The organism is Streptomyces sp. NPDC058308, assembly GCF_042880275.1.
Classification (GTDB): domain Bacteria; phylum Actinomycetota; class Actinomycetes; order Streptomycetales; family Streptomycetaceae; genus Streptomyces.
Map to the genome: position 1 here is coordinate 126917 of NZ_JBHVZA010000003.1, position 18348 is coordinate 145264.

An 18348-nucleotide genomic window follows, 5' to 3' on the forward strand; every position below is an offset into this window, starting at 1 on the left:
CCTACGGTTCCATGACCTTTGAGCACCTCATCCCGGCGCCCGCACGCGCCGAGGCCACGCAGAGCTCCTCCTTCGTCATCGACGCCTCCACCACCCTCCACGGCGGCCCCGGCACCGAGTCCACCGAGCGGTGGCTGCGCGCCGCCCTCGGCCCCGCGCTCGGCCTGCCGCTCACCGGCGGCGCCGAGGGCGCGGCCAACTCCCTCTCCCTGCGCGTCGACGACTCCCTGGAGCCGGAGGCGTACAGGCTCACCGTCGACAGCGACCGCGTCGAGATCCGGGGCGGCGCGAGCGCCGGTGTCTTCTGGGGCGCCCAGACGCTGCGCCAGCTCCTCGGCCCCGACGCGTACCGCCGCTCGCAACTGCGGCCCGGCGCCGAGCACTCCGTCCCGGCGGGCGTCATCGAGGATGCCCCCCGCTTCGGATGGCGCGGCATGATGCTCGACGTGTCGCGGCACTTCATGCCGAAGGACGGGGTCCTGCGCTACCTCGACCTGCTCGCCGCGCACAAGCTCAACGTCTTCCACTTCCACCTCACCGACGACCAGGGCTGGCGCGTGGAGATCAAGCGCCACCCGAAGCTCACCGAGGTCGGCTCGTGGCGGGCCCGCTCCAAGTGGGGCCACCGCGCGTCCCCGCTCTGGGAGGAGCGCCCGCACGGCGGGTACTACACGCAGGACGACATCCGCGAGATCGTCGCGTACGCCGACTCCCTGCACATCGCCGTCGTTCCGGAGATCGACCTGCCGGGCCACTCGCAGGCCGCCATCAGCGCGTATCCGCACCTCGGCAACGCCGACGTCATCGACACCGAGGCGCTCACCGTCTGGGACACCTGGGGCGTCAGCCCGAACGTGCTCGCCCCGACCGAGGACGTACTCCGGTTCTACGAAGGGGTCTTCGAGGAGATCCTCGACCTCTTCCCCTCCACCTTCATCCATGTGGGCGGCGACGAGTGCCCCAAGGACCAGTGGAAGGCGTCGGCCACCGCGCAGGCCCGCATCAAGGAGCTGGGCGTCGAGGGCGAGGACGGCCTGCAGAGCTGGTTCATCCGGCACTTCGACAGCTGGCTCACCGCCCGCGGCCGCCGCCTCATCGGCTGGGACGAGATCCTGGAGGGCGGCCTCGCCGAGGGCGCGACCGTGGCGTCCTGGCGCGGCTACCGGGGCGGTGTCGCCGCGGCCAAATCCGGCCACGACGTCGTCATGTGCCCCGAGCAGCAGGTGTACTTCGACCACCGCCAGCACGGCGGCCCCGACGAGCCGATGCCCATCGGGTTCATCCGCACCCTGGAGGACGTCTACCGCTTCGAGCCCATTCCGGCCGAGCTCACCGAGGAGGAGGCGGCCCACGTCCTGGGCACCCAGGCCAACGTCTGGACCGAGGTGATGGAGCACCAAGGGCGCGTCGACTACCAGGTGTTCCCGCGCCTCGCCGCGTTCTGCGAGGTGGCGTGGCGCCAGCTGCCCGCACCGGCCGAGCGGGACTTCGCGGAGTTCGAGCGCCGAATGACCACGCATTACGCGCGACTTGACGCCCTGGGCGTCGACTACCGCCCGCCGAGCGGTCCTTTGCCGCGACAGCAGCGACCGGGCGTGCTCGGACGCCCGATCGAAGGGGCGCCCCCGAACGTGTGAGACACCCCCCGGGTGGGTGCTTCCGGCGGCCCGCGCCACGAGCGCGGGCCGCCGGCGAGGCCGTGGGTCGCCCGGCGGGCGAAGCCGCCCGAGCAGCGGCGGACCGGGGCAATTCCCGCCCACCGGTGAGGGCCTGCGAAACCGGCACATCCCCCCGGACTACGGACGAATGCCTCCTAGCGGACCCCCGCGTCGGGGCCCGGCGAAGATGTGCCAGAGTTGCCACGTCCGGGTTGTGAGCACGTACCGTACGGCGGAACAGGCGTAACGGTGACACGTCGCGAAACGGCGAGCACTTCACATACACGTCGTACGTGGAGCAGGCGGCCGGACATCGGGAAGGGGCAGCCGGTTTTGAGCACGCACGCACCGCAGGCGGCACAGACACCGCATTCGGTGAAGCTGCCCGCCACGCTGGACGAGGCCGTGGCGGCGCTCACCGCCATGCCCGCCGCCGTGCCCGTCGCCGGCGGCACGGACCTGATGGCCTCGGTCAACTCGGGACAGCTGCGCCCCACCGCCCTCGTCGGCCTCGGCCGCATCAGCGAGATCCGCGGCTGGCAGTACCAGGACGGCCACGCCCTGCTCGGCGCCGGTCTCACGCACGCGCGCATGGGCCGCCCCGACTTCGCCGCGCTGATCCCTGCCCTGGCCGCCGCCGCGCGCGCCGCGGGACCGCCCCAGATCCGCAACGCGGGCACCCTCGGCGGCAACATCGCGTCGGCCGCGCCCACCGGTGACGCGCTGCCCGTCCTCGCCGCCCTCGAAGCCGTCCTGATCATCGCGGGACCCGGCGGCGCGCGCCGCGAGATCCCCGTCTCGCACCTCCTCGCCGGCCGGGAGATGCTCCGTCCCGGCGAGCTCATCGGATTCGTGCGGGTGCCGCTCCTGCACGCCCCCCAGGTCTTCCTCAAGGCGACCGGACGCACCGGCCCCGGCCGGGCGACGGCCTCCGTCGCGCTGGTCCTCGACCCGGCACGGCGCGGCGTGCGCTGCGCGGTCGGCGCCATCGCGCCGATGCCGCTGCGGCCCCTGGAGGCCGAGGAGTGGGTCGCCTCCCTCATCGACTGGGACGGCGGGCGGGGCAGCCTCGTCCCGGAGGCGGTCACCGCCTTCGGCGAGTACGTGGCCTCCGCCTGCATCCCCGAGCAGCCCCCGGCGGCCGACGGCACCGAACGCCCGCTGTCGCCCGCCGTACTGCACCTGCGGCGCACCGTAGCCGCGCTGGCCCGACGAGCACTGGGGAGGGCGCTGTCGTGAGCGACGACCAGAACACCCACAACGGCGGCGGCTGGCAGCCGCATCCGCAGGGCGAGTACGACTCCGACGCCACGGCGTTCGTGCAGCTCCCCGAAGGGATGCTGGACGCCCCGCTCGCCGCGCCGGGACACGGCTACGTGCCGCCGCAGATAACGGTCAGCCCCACCACCGCGGACGCCACCGACCCGGCGGCCACCGGCGCGTGGGTCATGCCGCCCGAGGTGACGGGTACGCCCGGCGGCGGACACGCGGTGCGCTGGCCCCAGGCGGGCACGGCCGCCCCCGAGCAGAGCCACGGGGCGGAGAGCCACGGGTACGACCCGCGGGCGACCGGCCAGTGGGACTTCGCCGAGGCGGAAGCGGCGCAGCCGCCGATGTACGGGCAGGGGTACGAGCAGGGGCAGGGGCAGGGGTACGAGCAGGGCGAGGCGTACGAGCGGGGTCAGGCGTACGAGCAGGACTACGGCCACCAGTACGGGCAGCAGGCGCAGCAGCACGAGCCGCAGCAGCACGAGCTGCATCAGAATGATCCGCAGTCGCACGAGCCGCAGCACTCCGACGTCACCGGCCAGTGGTCGATCCCGGTCGCTGAGGGTGATCTTCCGGACGAGTCGGGTGAGTTCACCGCCTCGTCGCTCGCTTCCCAGTGGGGCGGCACGCCTCCCGCTACCCTGCCGGGCGGCGCGCCCGCGCCGTGGGCGACGGCTGCGGGGGCCGGTGCGCCCTGGGGGGCGCAGGCGCAGGAAGCCCTGCATACGGCTCCGGCGGCTCCGGCGGTTCCGGAGGTGCTTCAGGCCGCGCACGACGCGCAGCACGCCACCCAGCACGCCACGCACGACACGCTGCAGGCGCCTGCGGAGACCCCTTCACCGGAGTCCTCCGAGCCGGAAAGCCGGTTCGAGAAGACGCAGTTGCTGCGGGCGATCCGGATTCCTTCCGAGGACGCGCCCGCCGCCGAGCCGGTCCAGGAGCCGGTCCACGAGGCGATCCAGGAGCCCGTGGAGGAGCCCGTCGCGGAGGCTGAGCCTTCGGACGAGCCTGCCGAGGCAGTCGAGGTCGAAGCGGCCCCCGAGACCGCAGAGGTCGAAGAGACCGATGGGGCCGATGAGGCTCCCGGGGTGACCGAGACCGCTGAGGCTGCCGAGGCCGCCGAGGTCCCCGAGACCGCCGACGCCGAGCCGGTCGTCGCCGACACCGACACCGACACCGTCACCGCCGAACCCGGCGACCCCGCCCCCACCACCCTCACCCCCCTCCACGACGACCACCCCCTCGTCTCCTACGTCCTGCGTGTGAACGGCACCGACCGTCCCGTCACCGACGCCTGGATCGGCGAGTCCCTGCTCTACGTCCTGCGGGAGCGGCTCGGTCTCGCGGGCGCCAAGGACGGCTGTTCGCAGGGCGAGTGCGGGGCCTGCAACGTCCAGGTGGACGGCAGGCTCGTCGCGTCCTGCCTGGTCCCGGCCGCGACCACCGCGGGCAGCGAGGTCCGTACCGTCGAAGGCCTTGCCGCCGACGGCGAGCCCTCCGACGTGCAGCGCGCGCTCGCCGCGTGCGGCGCGGTGCAGTGCGGCTTCTGCGTACCGGGCATGGCCATGACCGTGCACGACCTCCTTGAGGGCAATCCCGCCCCCAGCGACCTGGAGGCCCGCCGCGCGCTGTGCGGCAACCTCTGCCGCTGCTCCGGCTACCGCGGCGTGCTCGACGCCGTGCGCGAGGTGGTCGCCGAGCGCGAGGCGTCCGCGACCGCGGCCGAGCCCGCCGAGCCTGCCGCGCATGAGGAGCACGGCGCCACGGCCCGCATCCCGCACCAGGCGGGCCCGTACGACGCACCAGGACCCGAAGGACCGCAGGGCCCCTACGGCGGCCAGGACGGAGGCCACGCGTGAGCACCGAAGCCACCACCGCGACCACGCCCGCCGCCCTTGAGGGGACCGAGCCGCCGCACGGTGTCGGCTCGTCGCTGCCGTCCGCGGAGTCCCGGGTGAAGACCGAGGGCACCTTCCCCTATGCGGCCGACCTGTGGGCCGAGGGCCTGCTGTGGGCGGCGGTGCTGCGTTCCCCGCACGCGCACGCCCGCATCGTCTCCATCGACACCAGCCACGCCCTCGACATGCCGGGGGTGCGCGCGGTCGTCACGCACGAGGACGTCCCTGGCGAGGCGTTCCACGGTCGCCGGACGGCCGACCGGCCGGTCTTTGCCTCCGATGTCGTACGCCACCACGGCGAGGCCATCGCCGCCGTCGCCGCCGACCACCCCGACACCGCGCGGATGGCCGCCGCCGCCGTCATCGTCGAGTACGAGATCCTCGAACCGGTCACCGACCCGGAGAAGGCCTTCGAGGCCGAACCCCTGCACCCCGACGGCAACTTGATCCGTCACATCCCGCTGCGGCACGGCGACCCGGAGGCGGCGGGCGAGATCGTCGTCGAGGGCCTGTACCGCATCGGGCGTCAGGACCCGGCGCCGATCGGCGCGGAGGCTGGCCTCGCGGTGCCGCGCCCGGACGGGGGCGTGGAGCTGTACATCGCCTCCACCGACCCGCACGCCGACCGCGACCGGGCCGCCGCCTGCTACGGCATCGCCCCGGAGCACGTGAAGGTCGTCGTCACGGGCGTGCCGGGCGCGACCGCCGACCGCGAGGACGCGAGCTTCCAACTTCCCCTTGGTCTCCTCGCGTTGCGGACCGGCTGCCCGGTCAAGCTCACCGCGACCCGCGAGGAGTCCTTCCTCGGCCACGCCCACCGCCACCCCACGCTCCTGCGCTACCGCCACCACGCGGACGCCGAGGGACGCCTGGTCAAGGTGGAGGCGCAGCTCCTGCTCGACGCGGGCGCGTACGCGGACACGTCGTCGGAGGCGCTCGCCGCGGCCGTCTCCTTCGCCTGTGGCCCGTACGTCGTGCCGAACGCCTTCATCGAGGGCTGGGCGGTCCGTACGAACAACCCCCCGTCCGGGCACGTCCGGGGCGAGGGCGCCCTCCAGGTGTGCGCCGCGTACGAGGCCCAGATGGACAAGATCGCCAAGAAGCTGGGGGTCGACCCCGCGGAGCTGCGGCTGCGCAACGCCATGGCGACCGGCGACATCCTGCCCACCGGCCAGACGGTGACCTGCCCGGCCCCGGTGGCCGAACTCCTCGCCGCCGTACGGGACTTCCCACTGCCCGACCTGCCCAAGGACACCCCCGAGGACGAGTGGCTGCTGCCCGGCGGCCCGGAGGGCGCGGGTGATCCGGCCGCGGTGCGCCGTGGCGTCGGCTACGGCCTCGGCATGGTCCAGCTCCTCGGCGCCGAGGGCACCGACGAGGTCTCCACGGCCACGGTGAAGGTGCACGGCGGCACGGCGACGGTGATCTGCGCGGCCGTCGAGACCGGCCAGGGCTTCACTACGCTGGCCCGCCAGATCGTCCAGGAGACGCTCGGCATCGACGACGTGCGGGTCGCCCCCGTCGACACCGACCAGCCGCCGGCGGGCCCGAGCTGCCGGGGCCGCCACACCTGGGTGTCGGGCGGCGCGGTCGAGCGGGCCGCGAAGATGGTCCGCACCCAGCTCCTCCAGCCCCTCGCCCACAAGTTCGGCATGTCCACGGAGCTGCTCCAGATCACCGACGGCAAGATCACCTCGTACGACGGCGTGCTCTCCACGACCGTGACCGAGGCCCTGGAGGGCAAGGAGCTCTGGGCCACGGCCCAGTGCCGCCCCCACCCGACCGAGCCGCTCGACGAGGCCGGGCAGGGCGACGCCTTCGTCGGCATGGCGTTCTGCGCGATCCGCGCGGTCGTGGACGTCGACATCGAGATCGGTTCCGTGCGGGTCGTGGAACTGGCCGTCGCCCAGGACGTGGGCCGCGTCCTCAACCCCGCCCAGCTGCGGGCCCGCATCGAGGCGGGCGTCACCCAGGGCGTGGGCGCGGCGCTCACGGAGAACCTCCGCACCCCGCGCGGCATCGTCCGCCACCCCGACCTGACCGGTTACGCGCTGCCGACGGCCCTGGACACCCCCGACATCCGCATCGTGAAGCTGGTCGAGGAGCGGGACGTCGTGGCCCCCTTCGGCGCGAAGGCGGCCGGTGCGGCCCCGGTCGTGGCGTCCCCCGCGGCCATCGCCTCGGCGGTCCGCGCGGCGACGGGCCGCCCGGTCAACCGCCTCCCGATCCGCCCGCAGGCGGCCGTCGCGACGTGACGCGGGCGGCTCCTGCTCCGGCCCCCGCTCCCGGCCCTCGAATGAGACCGGGAGCAGGGGAGGCGACGGCGCCTAGCGGCGCGTACTCGTCGCCGACACCTCGCTCGCCCCGGCCGCGTCCGCCGCACGGCCACCGGAGCCGGTACCGGTACCGGACCCGCCTGTGCCGGTCGGCGCCTCGAAGGACTCCAGGGCTTCCAGTACGTCCTGGACGCGGCTGATCTCGGAGTCGATGTCCTCGCGGCGCCGCGTCACCACGGCGAGCTCCTGCACGGCCCCTTGCAGGGCCTTGTATGCCTGGTCCGCCTTCCGCCGGACTTCGGCGGCCTCTGCGTGCGCCTCCTTGAGCATGACCTCCTTCTCCTGCTCGACCGCCGCGAGCAGCTGCTCGGCCTTCTTCAGCGCGGCGTCCCGGATCGCCGCGGCCTCCTTCTCGGCAGGCGCCGGAGACGGCCGCTCGATGTCGACGTCCCGGTCGCGGAGGAGGTCGTCGAGGACACGCCCGGCGCTGGTCACGCCGCGTCGGCTCGCCTTCTCCAGCCAGTCCAGTGCCTTCCCGCGTGTCCCGCGGGCCAGGTGCTCCATGCCCAGTTCGTACGCGGAGAGGCCGATCTCCACTCGCTCGGCCTCAAGTGCGAGCGCGTCGAGCTCGTGGGCGGACGCACGGTCGAGGTCGGCCATGACCGCGTCGAAGCCCGCGGTGAGATCCGACGGCGTCGGGGCCTCGTGGTCGTGCAGTTCACGGTTGCGCTTCACTTGCCCACCTCCTGGCGCTCGACGGGGGTCGCCGGCCGGTAGGAGTCCAAGCAGGGTGTGCGGTTCAGTCCGTCCAGCGCCCGCCGCAGGAGCCCTTTGATCCCATCCCCTGTGATGCCCATCATCTCGGCGGCCTCGCCGACCGTGAGGTCGTCGACGAAGCGGAGATGGAGCGCCTCGCGCTGGCGCTGGGTCAGCGTGGCGAGCGCCTTCTCCAGGTCCACCCTGCGATCGGCGTCGTGCTGACCGTCGGGCCCGGTGTCCATGCAGTGGGCCAGCGTCGTCAGGTCTTCGCCCTCCATGGGGGCCGGGAGTCTGCCGCGCCGCTCGCAGAAGTCCCGCGCCTTGTTGTTGGCGATGGCGAAGAGCACGCCCACCGGTTTCTCCCACGGGCCGCGGCGGTGCAGCCCCACGAAGTACGCCTTCCACGCCTCCTGGCAGACGTCCTGCGCCTGTTCGGCGTCCCCGATGCGGCGGGCCACGAACGTCAGGAGCTTGGGCTGCTGCCTGTCGTAGAAGGCGCGGGCACCGGCCGCCCCGTCCTCGGCCGGCCCGCCGCCGCTCATTCGCGGTCCAGGTCGAGGGACCACTGGTCGCCGCGCATCTCCTGGCGCACCCGCGCGGGGCCGCCGCCCGCCGAGAACGCCTTGGCGACCTCGGCCATCGCCCGGCGCCGCTCCCTGGCCTGGGCGACCCGGCCACGGACCACCGTCGCGCAGAGCCCCGCCAGCGCGGCCACCGCGGCAGCGGCCTCGCCGGGGCCCACCGATTCCAGCACCTGGAACCACCATCCTCGTCTCACGCCCAACTCCGTCACCCTGTACGTCCCCCGGCGCGCCGGAAACGGGTACTACCCGTACGGGTTTCTTTTCACGGACGCGCGGCGCGAAGAGGCGCACGGCCCGCCGGAACCGGAGTTCCGACGGGCCGCACGAGAGGGGCCGGGCGCAGGGCTACTTGCCGCGGTACGCGTCGTACACGGACAGCGTCGACTTGTTGCCGTCCTTGTCCGTGATCCTGGCGCGGAGGGCGATGCCCTTGTCCTTCGCCGGGTTCCGCACGGCGACCTTTCCGTCCCGGACCTGGGTCTTGTGCCAGGTCCGGCCGTCGTCGTAGGAGACGGACACGGCAAGGGACTTGAGGTTGCCGGGGCCCGCCGCCGAGCCCTGGACCTTCACCGGGAACGTCTGGGTGGCGTTTGCGGGGGCGCGGCCCGAGAGGTCCAGTTCCGGGGCGAAGCGGGCGGTGGAGGCGGGCAGTCGGCTCTGGCCCGGGCCCGTGTTCCTGGAGCGGAACGTCCAGCTCGCGTCGACCCGCGACGAGGTCCCGGCCACCTTCGGGTCGCGCCGCACGGACGTCGTCAGGCGGTACTCGGCGTCCGCCGCCGGGACCGTGAAGGTCTCGGAGCCGGTCACCGGGTCGCTGTTCTCGGCGATCTTCGTGCCGTCGCGGTACAGGGCGGACTTCGCCGAGGAGTACGCGCTCCAGCCCGGGTGGCCCTTGCCGTCGGCGACGACGGGGAGGCGGCCGCCGATCCTGTCGCCCTCGCGGAAGAGGCCCGTGTCCTTGCCGAGGGCGGGGCCGAAGACGCCGGTGTTGAACGTCCTGGCGTAGGTGCGGCCCGCCTTGAAGGTCGCAGGAGGCATCGAGTAGGAGCCCTCCAGGACCGGGTCGCCGTCCGCGTCCTCGTCGCCGAACTGCTGGAAGTCGACGCCCCACCGGGTGCCGTCGAGCGCGGAGACGTGCACGGTCTGGGTGCGCGGCAGCTTCCGCGCGGGAAGGATCGGTGAGATGCCGCCGGCCAGCGGCAGGTATCCGGCGACGCTCAGGGAGCCCGAGCGGCCGGGCGACGAGGCGCCCATGCCGACCTTCAGGGTGGCGAAGTCGCCGCGCTTCAGGTGCCGCGTGTAGCCGGTCGCGAGCTTCTTCACGCTGCCGCCGACGAGCATGTCGTAGCGGGTGTCCGCGCCCTTCAGCCAGGTGCCGAGCCACTGCTGGCCGAGGCCTTGGGGCACCTCCGGGCCGAGGTGGGCGGTGCGCATGCTCTGGAAGGAGGTGACGTTGAGGGCGCCGAGCTCGTACCCCGCGTAGGTGTAACGGCCGTCCATGAAGCCCAGCTCGGCGGCCGGGTCGGGGCCTGTGATGTCGACCGGCTTCGTCGTGCGGGCGTCGACGGTCACCGTCATGTCCTTGTCGACGGCCAGCTTCGGCCCTGCGAGCCAGTCGACGCCCTTGTCGCCGTCCTCGGGGTCGACGTAGATCGCCGAATCGAGCAGGTAACTTCCCTTGGCGACACGGGCCTTGAAGGTTCCCGCCGATCCGTCCGGAAAGAGGTTGAGGCCCTTGTCGGCCCCGGTGATGGCCGAGAACGACGAGGAATGGTTCCGCGCGGGCCTCCCGTCGCGGCCGATGAACTTCAGCGTCACGTCGTACCGCTCGATCTCGCGCTCGATCACGGCGGCGGCGCGCACGGACTGCTTCCCGCCGTTGGCCACGACGTACGCGGAGTACGCGCCGTCGACCGTGCCGCCCAGCTTGGAGTCGGCGGTCAGGTCCACGGAGGCGGTGCCGCCCGCCGGGACGGTGACCTTCTTCGCGCCGAGCGTGAAGAAGCCTACCGGTGCCGGACGGCCCTTGGGGTCGGTGGCGGTCGCCGTCAGGTCGAGGGTGACGTCGTCCTTGCCGAGGTTGCGGTACGTCACCTTCTTGGTGACCGGCTTGTCGTCGGTGTGCGGCCACTGCTGCGTACCGAAGCTCACCGACACCGGGTCGGCGATGACGGTCTGCTTGATGGCCTTGTCGACGGCGATCCGGCCCGAACCCTGCTGGAACGCCGTGTACGCGCCGCCCTTGGTGGAGCCGGTGAGGGCGCCCTTGAGTTCGGGCTGCTTCCAGTCGGGGTGCTGCTGCTTGAGCAGGGCGGCGGCGCCGGCGACGTGCGGGGTCGCCATCGACGTACCGGAGATCGTCAGATAGCCCTCCGGGTTCTGGCCGACCTCCTTCTCGATGACGGAGCCGGGCGCAGCGGCGGCCGTGATGTCCACGCCGGGCGCGGTCACGTCGGGCTTGACGGCGCCGTCGCCGACGCGCGGGCCCTGGCTGGAGAAGTCCGCCAGCTTGTCGTTGTCGTCGACCGCGCCGACGGTCAGGGCGGCGTCCGCGCTGCCGGGCGAGCCGACGGAGCCGGGCCTGCCGTCGTTGCCCGCCGAGACGGCGAAGAGGATGCCCTTGTCCTTGGAGAGCCTGTCGACGGCGGCTTCGAGGGGGTCGACACCGGGGGCGTCGCCGCCGCCGAGGCTGAGGTTGACGACGTCGGCGCCCTCGGCCGCCGCCCACTCCATGCCCGCGACGATCCCGGAGTCGTCGCCGAGTCCGTCGTCGTCGAGGACCTTGCCGTTGAGGAGCTCGGCGCCGGGTGCGACGCCCTTGAGCTTGCCGCCGGACCTGGCGCCGGTGCCCGCCGCGGTGGACGCGACGTGGGTGCCGTGGCCGACGCGGTCCTTCGTGTCGGGGGAGGCGGAGAAGTTCTTCTCGGCGACGACCTGGTCCTTGAGGTCCTGGTGGGTGGAGTCGACGCCCGTGTCCAGCACGGCGATCCTGACGCCCTTGCCGTCGTGACCCGCGTCCCACGCCTTGTCGGCGCCGATCTGCTTGACGCTCTTGTCGAGGGTGGCCTTGCGGGTGCCGTCGAGCCAGACGCGGTCGACGTCCTTCTGACCGGAGCCACCGGTCAGGGCCTTCCACAGGTCGGCCGCGTCCTGCGTCGGGGTGGTGACGGCGTCGGCGTTCAGGGTCTTGAGGGACCGGCGGACGGTGGTGTCACCGGCGGCGCGGACGTCGGCCCTGGCGCGGGCGGCGGTGCCCTTGTAGCCGATGATCAGCTTGAGGCCCTTCCGCTGGGCCGTACGGTTGCGCTTCTTGTTCAACTCCGTGACGTCGAACAGCCGTTGGTCGATCCGGCCGTCGGCTATCAGACGCTGCGCGTCCGCGGGGAGTACGAGGGTGTGGCCGCTCGGGGAGCGGTGCGTACGGACGGGCACGCTCTCGCGGCCCTTCGCCGGGGCGAAGCCCGTGACGCGTCCTTTGGTGTCGACGGTGACGTGGTCGCCGGTGACGAGGGTGAGCCGGTGGTGCGTCCGGCCCTGTGCGGTGGCGTCGGAGCCGCTGGAGCCGGGGCGTAACGGCCCGGTCCGCTGGGCCGCCGCGGGGCCTGTCATGCCCGCCGTGAGGGCCATGGCGGCGGCCGTGGCGACGGTCGCCGCGCAGGCTCTCTTCACGTGGTCGCGCAAGTTTCCTCCCTGGAACCGTGTGGAACGTGTGGAGCGGGTGGACTCGTGGGGCAGAGCCCTGTTCCGGGAGTATGTTGGCGCAACTGGTCATGAATAGAGCTTTGTTACAAGAATCGAACCCGAAGTGCGGTGCGCTGTACGGCGATTGGGGCCGGGTGGGTTATCGGATGCCGTCGCCGTCCGCGAAGTCCCCGCCGTGGTGTCGCATGTGTCGTCGGCCGACTCACCGTACTGGCGCGGGGCATGCGAGAGGGGTGGTCCTCGTGAGGACCACCCCTTCGGTTCGCGTCTTTCGGCAAGAGGCCGTGGCGGGATTCGAACCCGCGTTACTGGATTTGCAGTCCAGCCCCTGAGCCTCTCGGGCACACGGCCAAGTCGTCGACCTGACTTCTCGAACGTAGCGGGGGCCCCGCGGCGGCCTCAAGCGATCAGGAGGTGCCGCAACGGGACTGCCATACGGCGTTCATGAAGCATGTGGCGCACCACGGCCCTCGACGAGCCGACGATCACCGGCGAGCGCCCGCAGCATGGGGGGCTGACTCACTGGGGGGCGTGGCAGTCCATTTCCGGCCGGAAGCCCGCCTTCGGCCTCCCCTTCGCGCGCGGCTTGTGCTGCACTGGCCCGACGTGATCCGTACACGGCAATGGGGTGGGCGCGATGCCTCTTGAGGGCGAGTACGAGCCGAGTCCGGCGCAGTGGGTGCGCGAACAGGTCGAGCAGTACGAGAGTTCGGGTGGCACCCGGGGCACCACGCTCTGGGACACGGGCCTGCCGGTCGTCATCGTCACGATGCGCGGCGCGAAGAGCGGCAGGATCCGCAAGATTCCGCTGATGCGCGTGGAGCACGAGGGGCGGTACGCGGCGGTGGCCTCGAAGGGCGGCTTCCCGCGCCACCCGGTCTGGTACTTCAACCTCAGGGCCGACCCGAAGGTGGATCTTCAGGACGGCCCCGAACGCCGGGGCATGGTGGCCCGTGAGGTCACCGGGGACGAGAAGGCCCAGTGGTGGCAGCGCGCGGTCGCCGCGTATCCGCCGTACGCCGAGTACCAGGAGAAGACCCGGCGCGTGATCCCGGTCTTCGTACTCGAACCCGAGCACCCGGCCGCCGGGCCGCCGAAAACCCCGGCGCCGACGGGGGACTGAGCTGAGACGCACGACGGGCTGCTGTCTCCGGCGCGTGTCATTTCCTCAGGTCGAAACCTGAAGATCGTTGTTCGCGAGCCTTTTTGGAATACCGGTTCTGCAGGGGGAGTTCGTAAGGAGTGCCCCGTGCAGGGTCGCGTGCCTCTCCGGGCGCCGGCCGACCGTTCCCCAGGGGCGAGCGAAAGACAGGTGAGAGATGAAGTCCGTCATCCGGGCGGCTGCCGGCGGTCCCGAGGTCCTGCGGCTCGTCGAGCGGCCGGTTCCCGAGCCGGGCCCGGGCGAGGTACGCGTGCGTGTGCACGTCTCGGGCGTCAATCCGACCGACTGGCGCAGCCGCAGACGCGCGCTGCCGCCGGGCATGGACGAGCAGGTGCCCCACCAGGACGGTGCCGGTGTGATCGTCGCCGTCGGACCGCGGGTCGACCCGGCTCGGGTCGGACAGCGGGTGTGGCTCTGGGAGGCCGCGTGGGAACGGCCCTGGGGAACGGCACAGCAGTACACGCTCGTCCTCGACCAGCATGCCGTTGCCCTGCCCGATCACGCTCCGTTCGAGCTCGGCGCGGCCTTGGGCATCCCGGCCCTGACCGCTCACCGCGCGCTGACCGTTCATGACGGCGGACCGGGGCGCATTGCGCCCGGCTCCCTGCGGGACGCGACCGTGCTGGTGGCAGGCGGCGCCGGCGCGGTCGGCAACGCGGCCATTCAGCTCGCCCGCTGGGCCGGGGCGCGTGTGGTCACTACGGTCAGCAGCCCCGCAAAGGCCGCGCTGGCGCGCGCGGCCGGTGCCCACGAGGTGGTCAACTACCGCACGCACGATGCGGCAGCCGAGATCCTGGCGTTCGCCCCCGAGGGCGTCGACATCGTCGTGGAGGTCGCACCGGGCATCAACGCCGCTCTCGATATCGCGGTGGCCGCGCCGGGAGCTGTGGTGGCCTACTACGCGGGTGGCGAGGGCGAGCGGCTATCCGTCCCGGTGCTCTCCTCGCTGCCGGCGAACCTGCGCTGGCAGAGCGTCTTCGTCTACTCCGTGCCGCCCGCGGCGAAGCAGCAGGCGCTCACCGACGTCACGGCAGCCGTGAGCGCGGGCGCGCTGCGGGTGGGCGAGGGGGCCGGACTGCCGTTGCACCGCTTCACGCTGGAGCGCACCGCTGACGCCCACGCCGCGCTCGAACAGGGCGTTGTAGGGAAGGTTCTGCTCGATATCCCGTGAGGGCCGCATCCCGTGACTCCCAGTTGCCGATGGTCTTCCGTCGGCTCTTCAGGGCTTCCCTGCGAGGTCGCCCAAGACGGCCTGGTCGCCGAAAGTCGCCGAACAGACCGAGCCCCGGGCAACGCAGGCGTCAGGACGGGGTGAGGACGCAGAACTCGTTGCCCTCCGGGTCTGCGAGGCAGGTCCACGGGGCGTCGCCCTGGCCGAAGTCGATGCCGGTGGCGCCCAGTTGCCGCAGCCGGGTCGCCTCCGCCTCGTGGTCGCCGCCACGGTAGGGGCGGAGGTCGAGGTGGATGCGCGGGCGGGCCGACCTGTCCCACTCGGTCTTCAGTCCCGGCGTACGGAGGAATTCGAGATAGGGCCCGACACCGGCGGCCGAGCGCAGCCGTGCGTGGTCGTCGGTCACCTCGTGCAGGGTCCAGTCCGTTGCCTCGTCCCAGAAACGGGCCATGGCGCGCGGGTCGGCGCAGTCGACCACCACGGCGGCCATCGGGCCGGTGTCCCGGTAGAGCTCGCGGGGTTCCAGCACGCAGAACTCGTTGCCCTCCGGGTCGGCCAGGACCTGCCACGGGACGTCGCCCTGGCCCACGTCGACGGGCGTCGCGCCGAGGTCCCGGAGGCGTGCGACCAGGTCCGCCTGATGGGCGGTGGAGGTCGTGGCCAGGTCGACGTGCACGTGGTTCTTGGCCGTCTTGGGCTGTGGGTCGGTGACGACGTCGATGACGACGGCGGTGGGGTCGGGGTAGGTGAAGCCCTCGGGTTCGAGGTTGGTCACGCCGGGGCCCTCGCTGTCGACGCCCCAGCCGAGCGCCTGAGCCCAGAAACGGCCGAGTGCCGCGTCGTTCCGGGCCTTGAGGTGAATTTGAACGAGTCGCGTCGTCATGGCGACGATCCTAGGTCCATGATCCTTCCTCTGGTTCGAGTCCGGTGTAGTCGGCCAGCTGGGCCTGGGCCTGTGTCGTTGATGGTTGCCGGGGCCGCCCGGTTTTTTGCGGAGTGTGGCGGTTCCGGGCCGGGAGTAAAGGGCGCTCCCTGCGGTCGCGTCGGCTGCGCCGATTCCGCTGCGCTCCACCCTTGACTCCCGTCCCTCCACCGCACGTTGACTTTGACCCGGACGGCCAGGGGTGGGGCCGACGGGGTGCGCTGCTCGGGTCATCGGCTGTCGCTGCCGGGTGCGGACCGGTCCATCGTGGGCGGATGCCACGGTTTGCGCCTCGGCCAGCCGCGCGGCCCAGCCGCTCGGGTCATCGGCTCTCGCTGCCGGGTGCGGTCCGGCCCATCGTCGGTGGCCGTCACCGTTGCGGCTCGGTCAGCCGCTCGGCTCATCGAGTCACATCTCCGGGGGGGGGGACCGGGTATCAACTTTTTGAAAGTTGCGAAGGGGGTCGCCGTGCGCCCCCCAGGTCACGCCCCGCGCGCCCCCGCAGACCCCGCCCACCACGAGGTGTTGGGCGATCGGGCTCGCACAACTGGCGGCGCATGGAGCATGACGGGGGGCGCGCGACACACCCCTTCGCAACTTTGGAAAAGTTGATGACCCGGAGCCCAGGGTGCCAGTGACTTGCGGCCGCGCACGGCGCACGGCGCCCGGCGCATTCGCCATAACGGGGGGCGCGCGACGGGTCCCTTCGCAACTTTCAAAAAGTTGATGACCCATACCCCCTCCCCCCCGAGTGAAGGGTCCGTGGTCCGGTCCGGGTGCCTGCCGGCGTGCACCGGCCGTGGCGCCTGCCCACGATGGACCGATCCGCACCCGGCAGCGAAAGCCGATGACCCGAGCGCGCAGCCGGGCGCCTGACCGCGCTCGGACTATGGCAGAGACACACGATGGGCCGGTCCGCACCCGGCCGCGAGAGGGGATGGCCCGAGCGGCGTGGCCGCGCGGCTGGCCGAGCCCGAACCGTGACGTCTGCCCACGATGGACCGGTCCGCACCCGGCAGTGAAAGGGGATGACCCTCCTAGGCCAGCCCGCCGCCCCACCCCTGGCCGTCCGGGTCAAAGTCAACGTGCGGTGGAGGGACGGGAGTCAAGGGTGGAGCGGAGCGGAATCGGCGCAGCCGACGCCCGCAGGGCGCCCTTTACTCCCGGCCCGGAACCGCCACACTCCGCAAAAATCCGGGCGGCCCCGGGAACCATCAACGTCCCCGGCCCACCGAAGGCCCCGCCCGTCAGAGCGTCAGCTGCGGTGCGTCGACCTCCGCCCAGATCGTCTTACAGGGACTGAGCGGCAACGCCCCCAAATCCGTACCCCACCGCGCCGCCAACGCCTCGACAAGGAGCAGCCCCCTGCCCGACTCCGCCGCGGGCGACGGATGCCGGGGGTGCAACGGCGGGCTCCGGTCGGCCCGCGCGTCCGTCACCTCGATACGGAGCGTGTTCGCTGCGCTGAGCGTCAGGGCCAGGCGGAAGCTCCGGCCAGGTACGTGGCCGTGCAGCACCGCGTTGTTCGCCAGCTCCGCGACGATCTGCTCCGCCGTCTCGGACGGGTGCTCCCAGCTGTGCAGTTGCTCCCTCGTCAGGAGCCGGGCGAGTCGGGCACCTCTCCGCGTCGCCGAGAGCAGGATCGTGAACTGGTGCGTGGGGGTGAGGGCTTGGGCCCGGGTGGTTTCTTGGTTCACGTCACTCAGCGTGGCGGGGTGTGCGTAGCGTGGATAGCGGTGCGCGCCCTGCGTACCGCTTTTGTCCCGCGCTTGTCCCGGCCTGTCCTGGCTGTCCCGGGTGACGTACGGGTACGAGTGCGCGTTGGGCTTGGACGGTACGTCGGAGGTGGGCGCGGTGGAGCGTAACGACGGTGTGGATGAACCCGGTTGGGATGTCGACCCCGAGGATGAGATCAGTGCCGTCGTGGAGATGGTCGGCCAGCACTTGAAGCTGCGGCGGGAGACGGCGGGCCTGCGGGTCGCCGAGTTCGCGGAGGCCATCGGGTACGGGGAGGACTTGATCCGCAAGATCGAGCGCGGGGCGCGGATCCCTCGCCCCGAATACCTGGACAGGGTCGACGAAGCGCTGGGTGCGGGTGGGCTCGTCTCGGCGCTGAAGAAGGAGATGCGGGAGGCTCGGTACCCGAAGAAGGTACGAGAGCTGGCGAAGTTGGAGGAGCGGGCCGTTGAGTTGGGGATGTACAGCAACCACAACATCCACGGCCTGTTGCAGACGGAGGAGTACGCACGAGCGCTGCTAGGGACGCGGCGCCCCGCGTACACGGATGGCGTGCTGGAGCGCTTGGTGGCGGCACGTATGGCGCGGCGGTCGGTCTTCGAGCAGTTGCCTGCACCTGAGTTCAGCTTCGTCCAGGAAGAGGTGACATTGCGGCGCCCTGTCGGGGGAACAATGGTCCTGCGCCGCCAGCTCGAACGCCTTCTGGAAGTGGGGGAGTTGCGGAACGTTGAGATTCAGGTGATGCCGACGTCCTGTGGCGATCATCCCGGGACGGGCGGCCGAATCCAGGTGCTGAAGTTCGGGGACGGTACGGCGATGGGGCGCACTGACGACGAGTTTGCAGGTCGTCCGGTTTCTGATCCGAGGCAGATCCGTATCCTCGAACTACGGTATGGCATCATCCGGGCCCGGGCTCTCACGCCACGGGAGTCACGGGCCTTTATTGAGCAAGTGCTGGGAGAGACATGATCCGCAGGGCTTCCACCGGGGACTCCGCCGGGCTGGAGTGGCGCAAGAGCAGCTACAGCGACAGCAGCAACGGCGAGGACTGCGTCGAGATAGCCACCACCCCCCGCACCATCCACATCCGCGACTCCAAAACCCCCCGAGCCCCCCACCTCACCCTCGCCCCCTCCACCTGGTCCGCCTTCCTCACGCACGCCTCACAGAGCTCAGAGGCGTAAGACCAAGGGACGAGCAAGACCCCGCC

General features: G+C 72.0%; 14 protein-coding genes and 1 tRNA gene. 8 read left to right on the top strand and 7 right to left on the bottom strand.

The features are described 5' to 3' along the window. Positions 1–11: 11 nt before the first annotated feature. From ACFVYL_RS05935 to ACFVYL_RS05950, 4 genes are all read left to right on the top strand, one after another. A complete protein-coding gene (locus ACFVYL_RS05935; RefSeq protein ID WP_389713158.1) occupies positions 12–1637 on the top strand; it encodes a beta-N-acetylhexosaminidase in 1626 nt (541 codons plus the stop codon). A gap of 354 nt (positions 1638–1991) precedes the next feature. Then, positions 1992–2897, top strand: coding sequence for an FAD binding domain-containing protein (locus ACFVYL_RS05940; protein WP_389713159.1), 906 nt, complete (start codon positions 1992–1994; stop codon positions 2895–2897). Further along, on the top strand, positions 2894–4786 hold the full coding sequence (locus ACFVYL_RS05945; RefSeq protein ID WP_389713161.1) for a 2Fe-2S iron-sulfur cluster-binding protein: 1893 nt from the start codon (positions 2894–2896) through the stop codon (positions 4784–4786). Before ACFVYL_RS05940 ends, ACFVYL_RS05945 begins: the two co-directional genes overlap by 4 nt. Beyond that, on the top strand, positions 4783–7080 hold the full coding sequence (locus ACFVYL_RS05950) for a xanthine dehydrogenase family protein molybdopterin-binding subunit (RefSeq protein ID WP_389713162.1): 2298 nt from the start codon (positions 4783–4785) through the stop codon (positions 7078–7080). The genes ACFVYL_RS05945 and ACFVYL_RS05950 overlap by 4 nt, the downstream gene beginning before the upstream one ends. Before the next feature lie 72 nt (positions 7081–7152). On the opposite strand, the gene ACFVYL_RS05955 is transcribed toward ACFVYL_RS05950, so the two are convergent. The 5 genes from ACFVYL_RS05955 to ACFVYL_RS05975 form a co-directional block, all read right to left on the bottom strand. Next, entirely contained in the window at positions 7153–7836 is a 684-nt protein-coding gene (locus ACFVYL_RS05955) for a hypothetical protein (RefSeq protein ID WP_389713163.1), read from the bottom strand. Beyond that, positions 7833–8402, bottom strand: coding sequence for an RNA polymerase sigma factor (locus ACFVYL_RS05960; protein ID WP_389713164.1), 570 nt, complete (start codon positions 8400–8402; stop codon positions 7833–7835). Before ACFVYL_RS05960 ends, ACFVYL_RS05955 begins: the two co-directional genes overlap by 4 nt. Continuing rightward, positions 8399–8638, bottom strand: coding sequence for a hypothetical protein (locus ACFVYL_RS05965; protein WP_389713165.1), 240 nt, complete (start codon positions 8636–8638; stop codon positions 8399–8401). The genes ACFVYL_RS05960 and ACFVYL_RS05965 overlap by 4 nt, the downstream gene beginning before the upstream one ends. A 151-nt stretch (positions 8639–8789) precedes the next feature. Next, positions 8790–12125, bottom strand: a complete 3336-nt coding sequence (locus tag ACFVYL_RS05970; protein ID WP_389713166.1) for a S8 family serine peptidase — start codon at positions 12123–12125, stop codon at positions 8790–8792. A gap of 300 nt (positions 12126–12425) precedes the next feature. Beyond that, a tRNA-Cys gene (locus ACFVYL_RS05975) sits at positions 12426–12497 on the bottom strand. 286 nt (positions 12498–12783) lie between these two features. Between ACFVYL_RS05975 and ACFVYL_RS05980 the strand changes: the two genes are divergently transcribed. Next, positions 12784–13269, top strand: a complete 486-nt coding sequence (locus ACFVYL_RS05980; RefSeq protein ID WP_389713167.1) for a nitroreductase family deazaflavin-dependent oxidoreductase — start codon at positions 12784–12786, stop codon at positions 13267–13269. A gap of 196 nt (positions 13270–13465) precedes the next feature. After that, positions 13466–14479 (top strand): NADPH:quinone reductase, encoded by a 1014-nt coding sequence (locus ACFVYL_RS05985; RefSeq protein WP_389713169.1) that lies wholly within the window; start codon positions 13466–13468, stop codon positions 14477–14479. A gap of 130 nt (positions 14480–14609) precedes the next feature. Here the strand turns inward: ACFVYL_RS05985 and ACFVYL_RS05990 are convergent, their stop codons facing one another. After that, on the bottom strand, positions 14610–15362 hold the full coding sequence (locus ACFVYL_RS05990) for a VOC family protein (RefSeq protein WP_389713170.1): 753 nt from the start codon (positions 15360–15362) through the stop codon (positions 14610–14612). Positions 15363–16648: 1286 nt separating this feature from the next. Further along, positions 16649–17098, bottom strand: a complete 450-nt coding sequence (locus ACFVYL_RS05995) for an ATP-binding protein (protein WP_389713171.1) — start codon at positions 17096–17098, stop codon at positions 16649–16651. Positions 17099–17255: 157 nt separating this feature from the next. On the opposite strand from ACFVYL_RS05995, the gene ACFVYL_RS06000 reads away from it, so the two are divergent. Then, positions 17256–18107 carry a helix-turn-helix transcriptional regulator gene (locus ACFVYL_RS06000; protein WP_389713173.1) on the top strand — a complete coding sequence of 284 codons (852 nt, stop codon included), beginning with the start codon at positions 17256–17258 and terminating at the stop codon, positions 18105–18107. Then, entirely contained in the window at positions 18104–18322 is a 219-nt protein-coding gene (locus tag ACFVYL_RS06005; protein ID WP_389713175.1) for a DUF397 domain-containing protein, read from the top strand. The genes ACFVYL_RS06000 and ACFVYL_RS06005 overlap by 4 nt, the downstream gene beginning before the upstream one ends. Positions 18323–18348 lie beyond the last annotated feature (26 nt).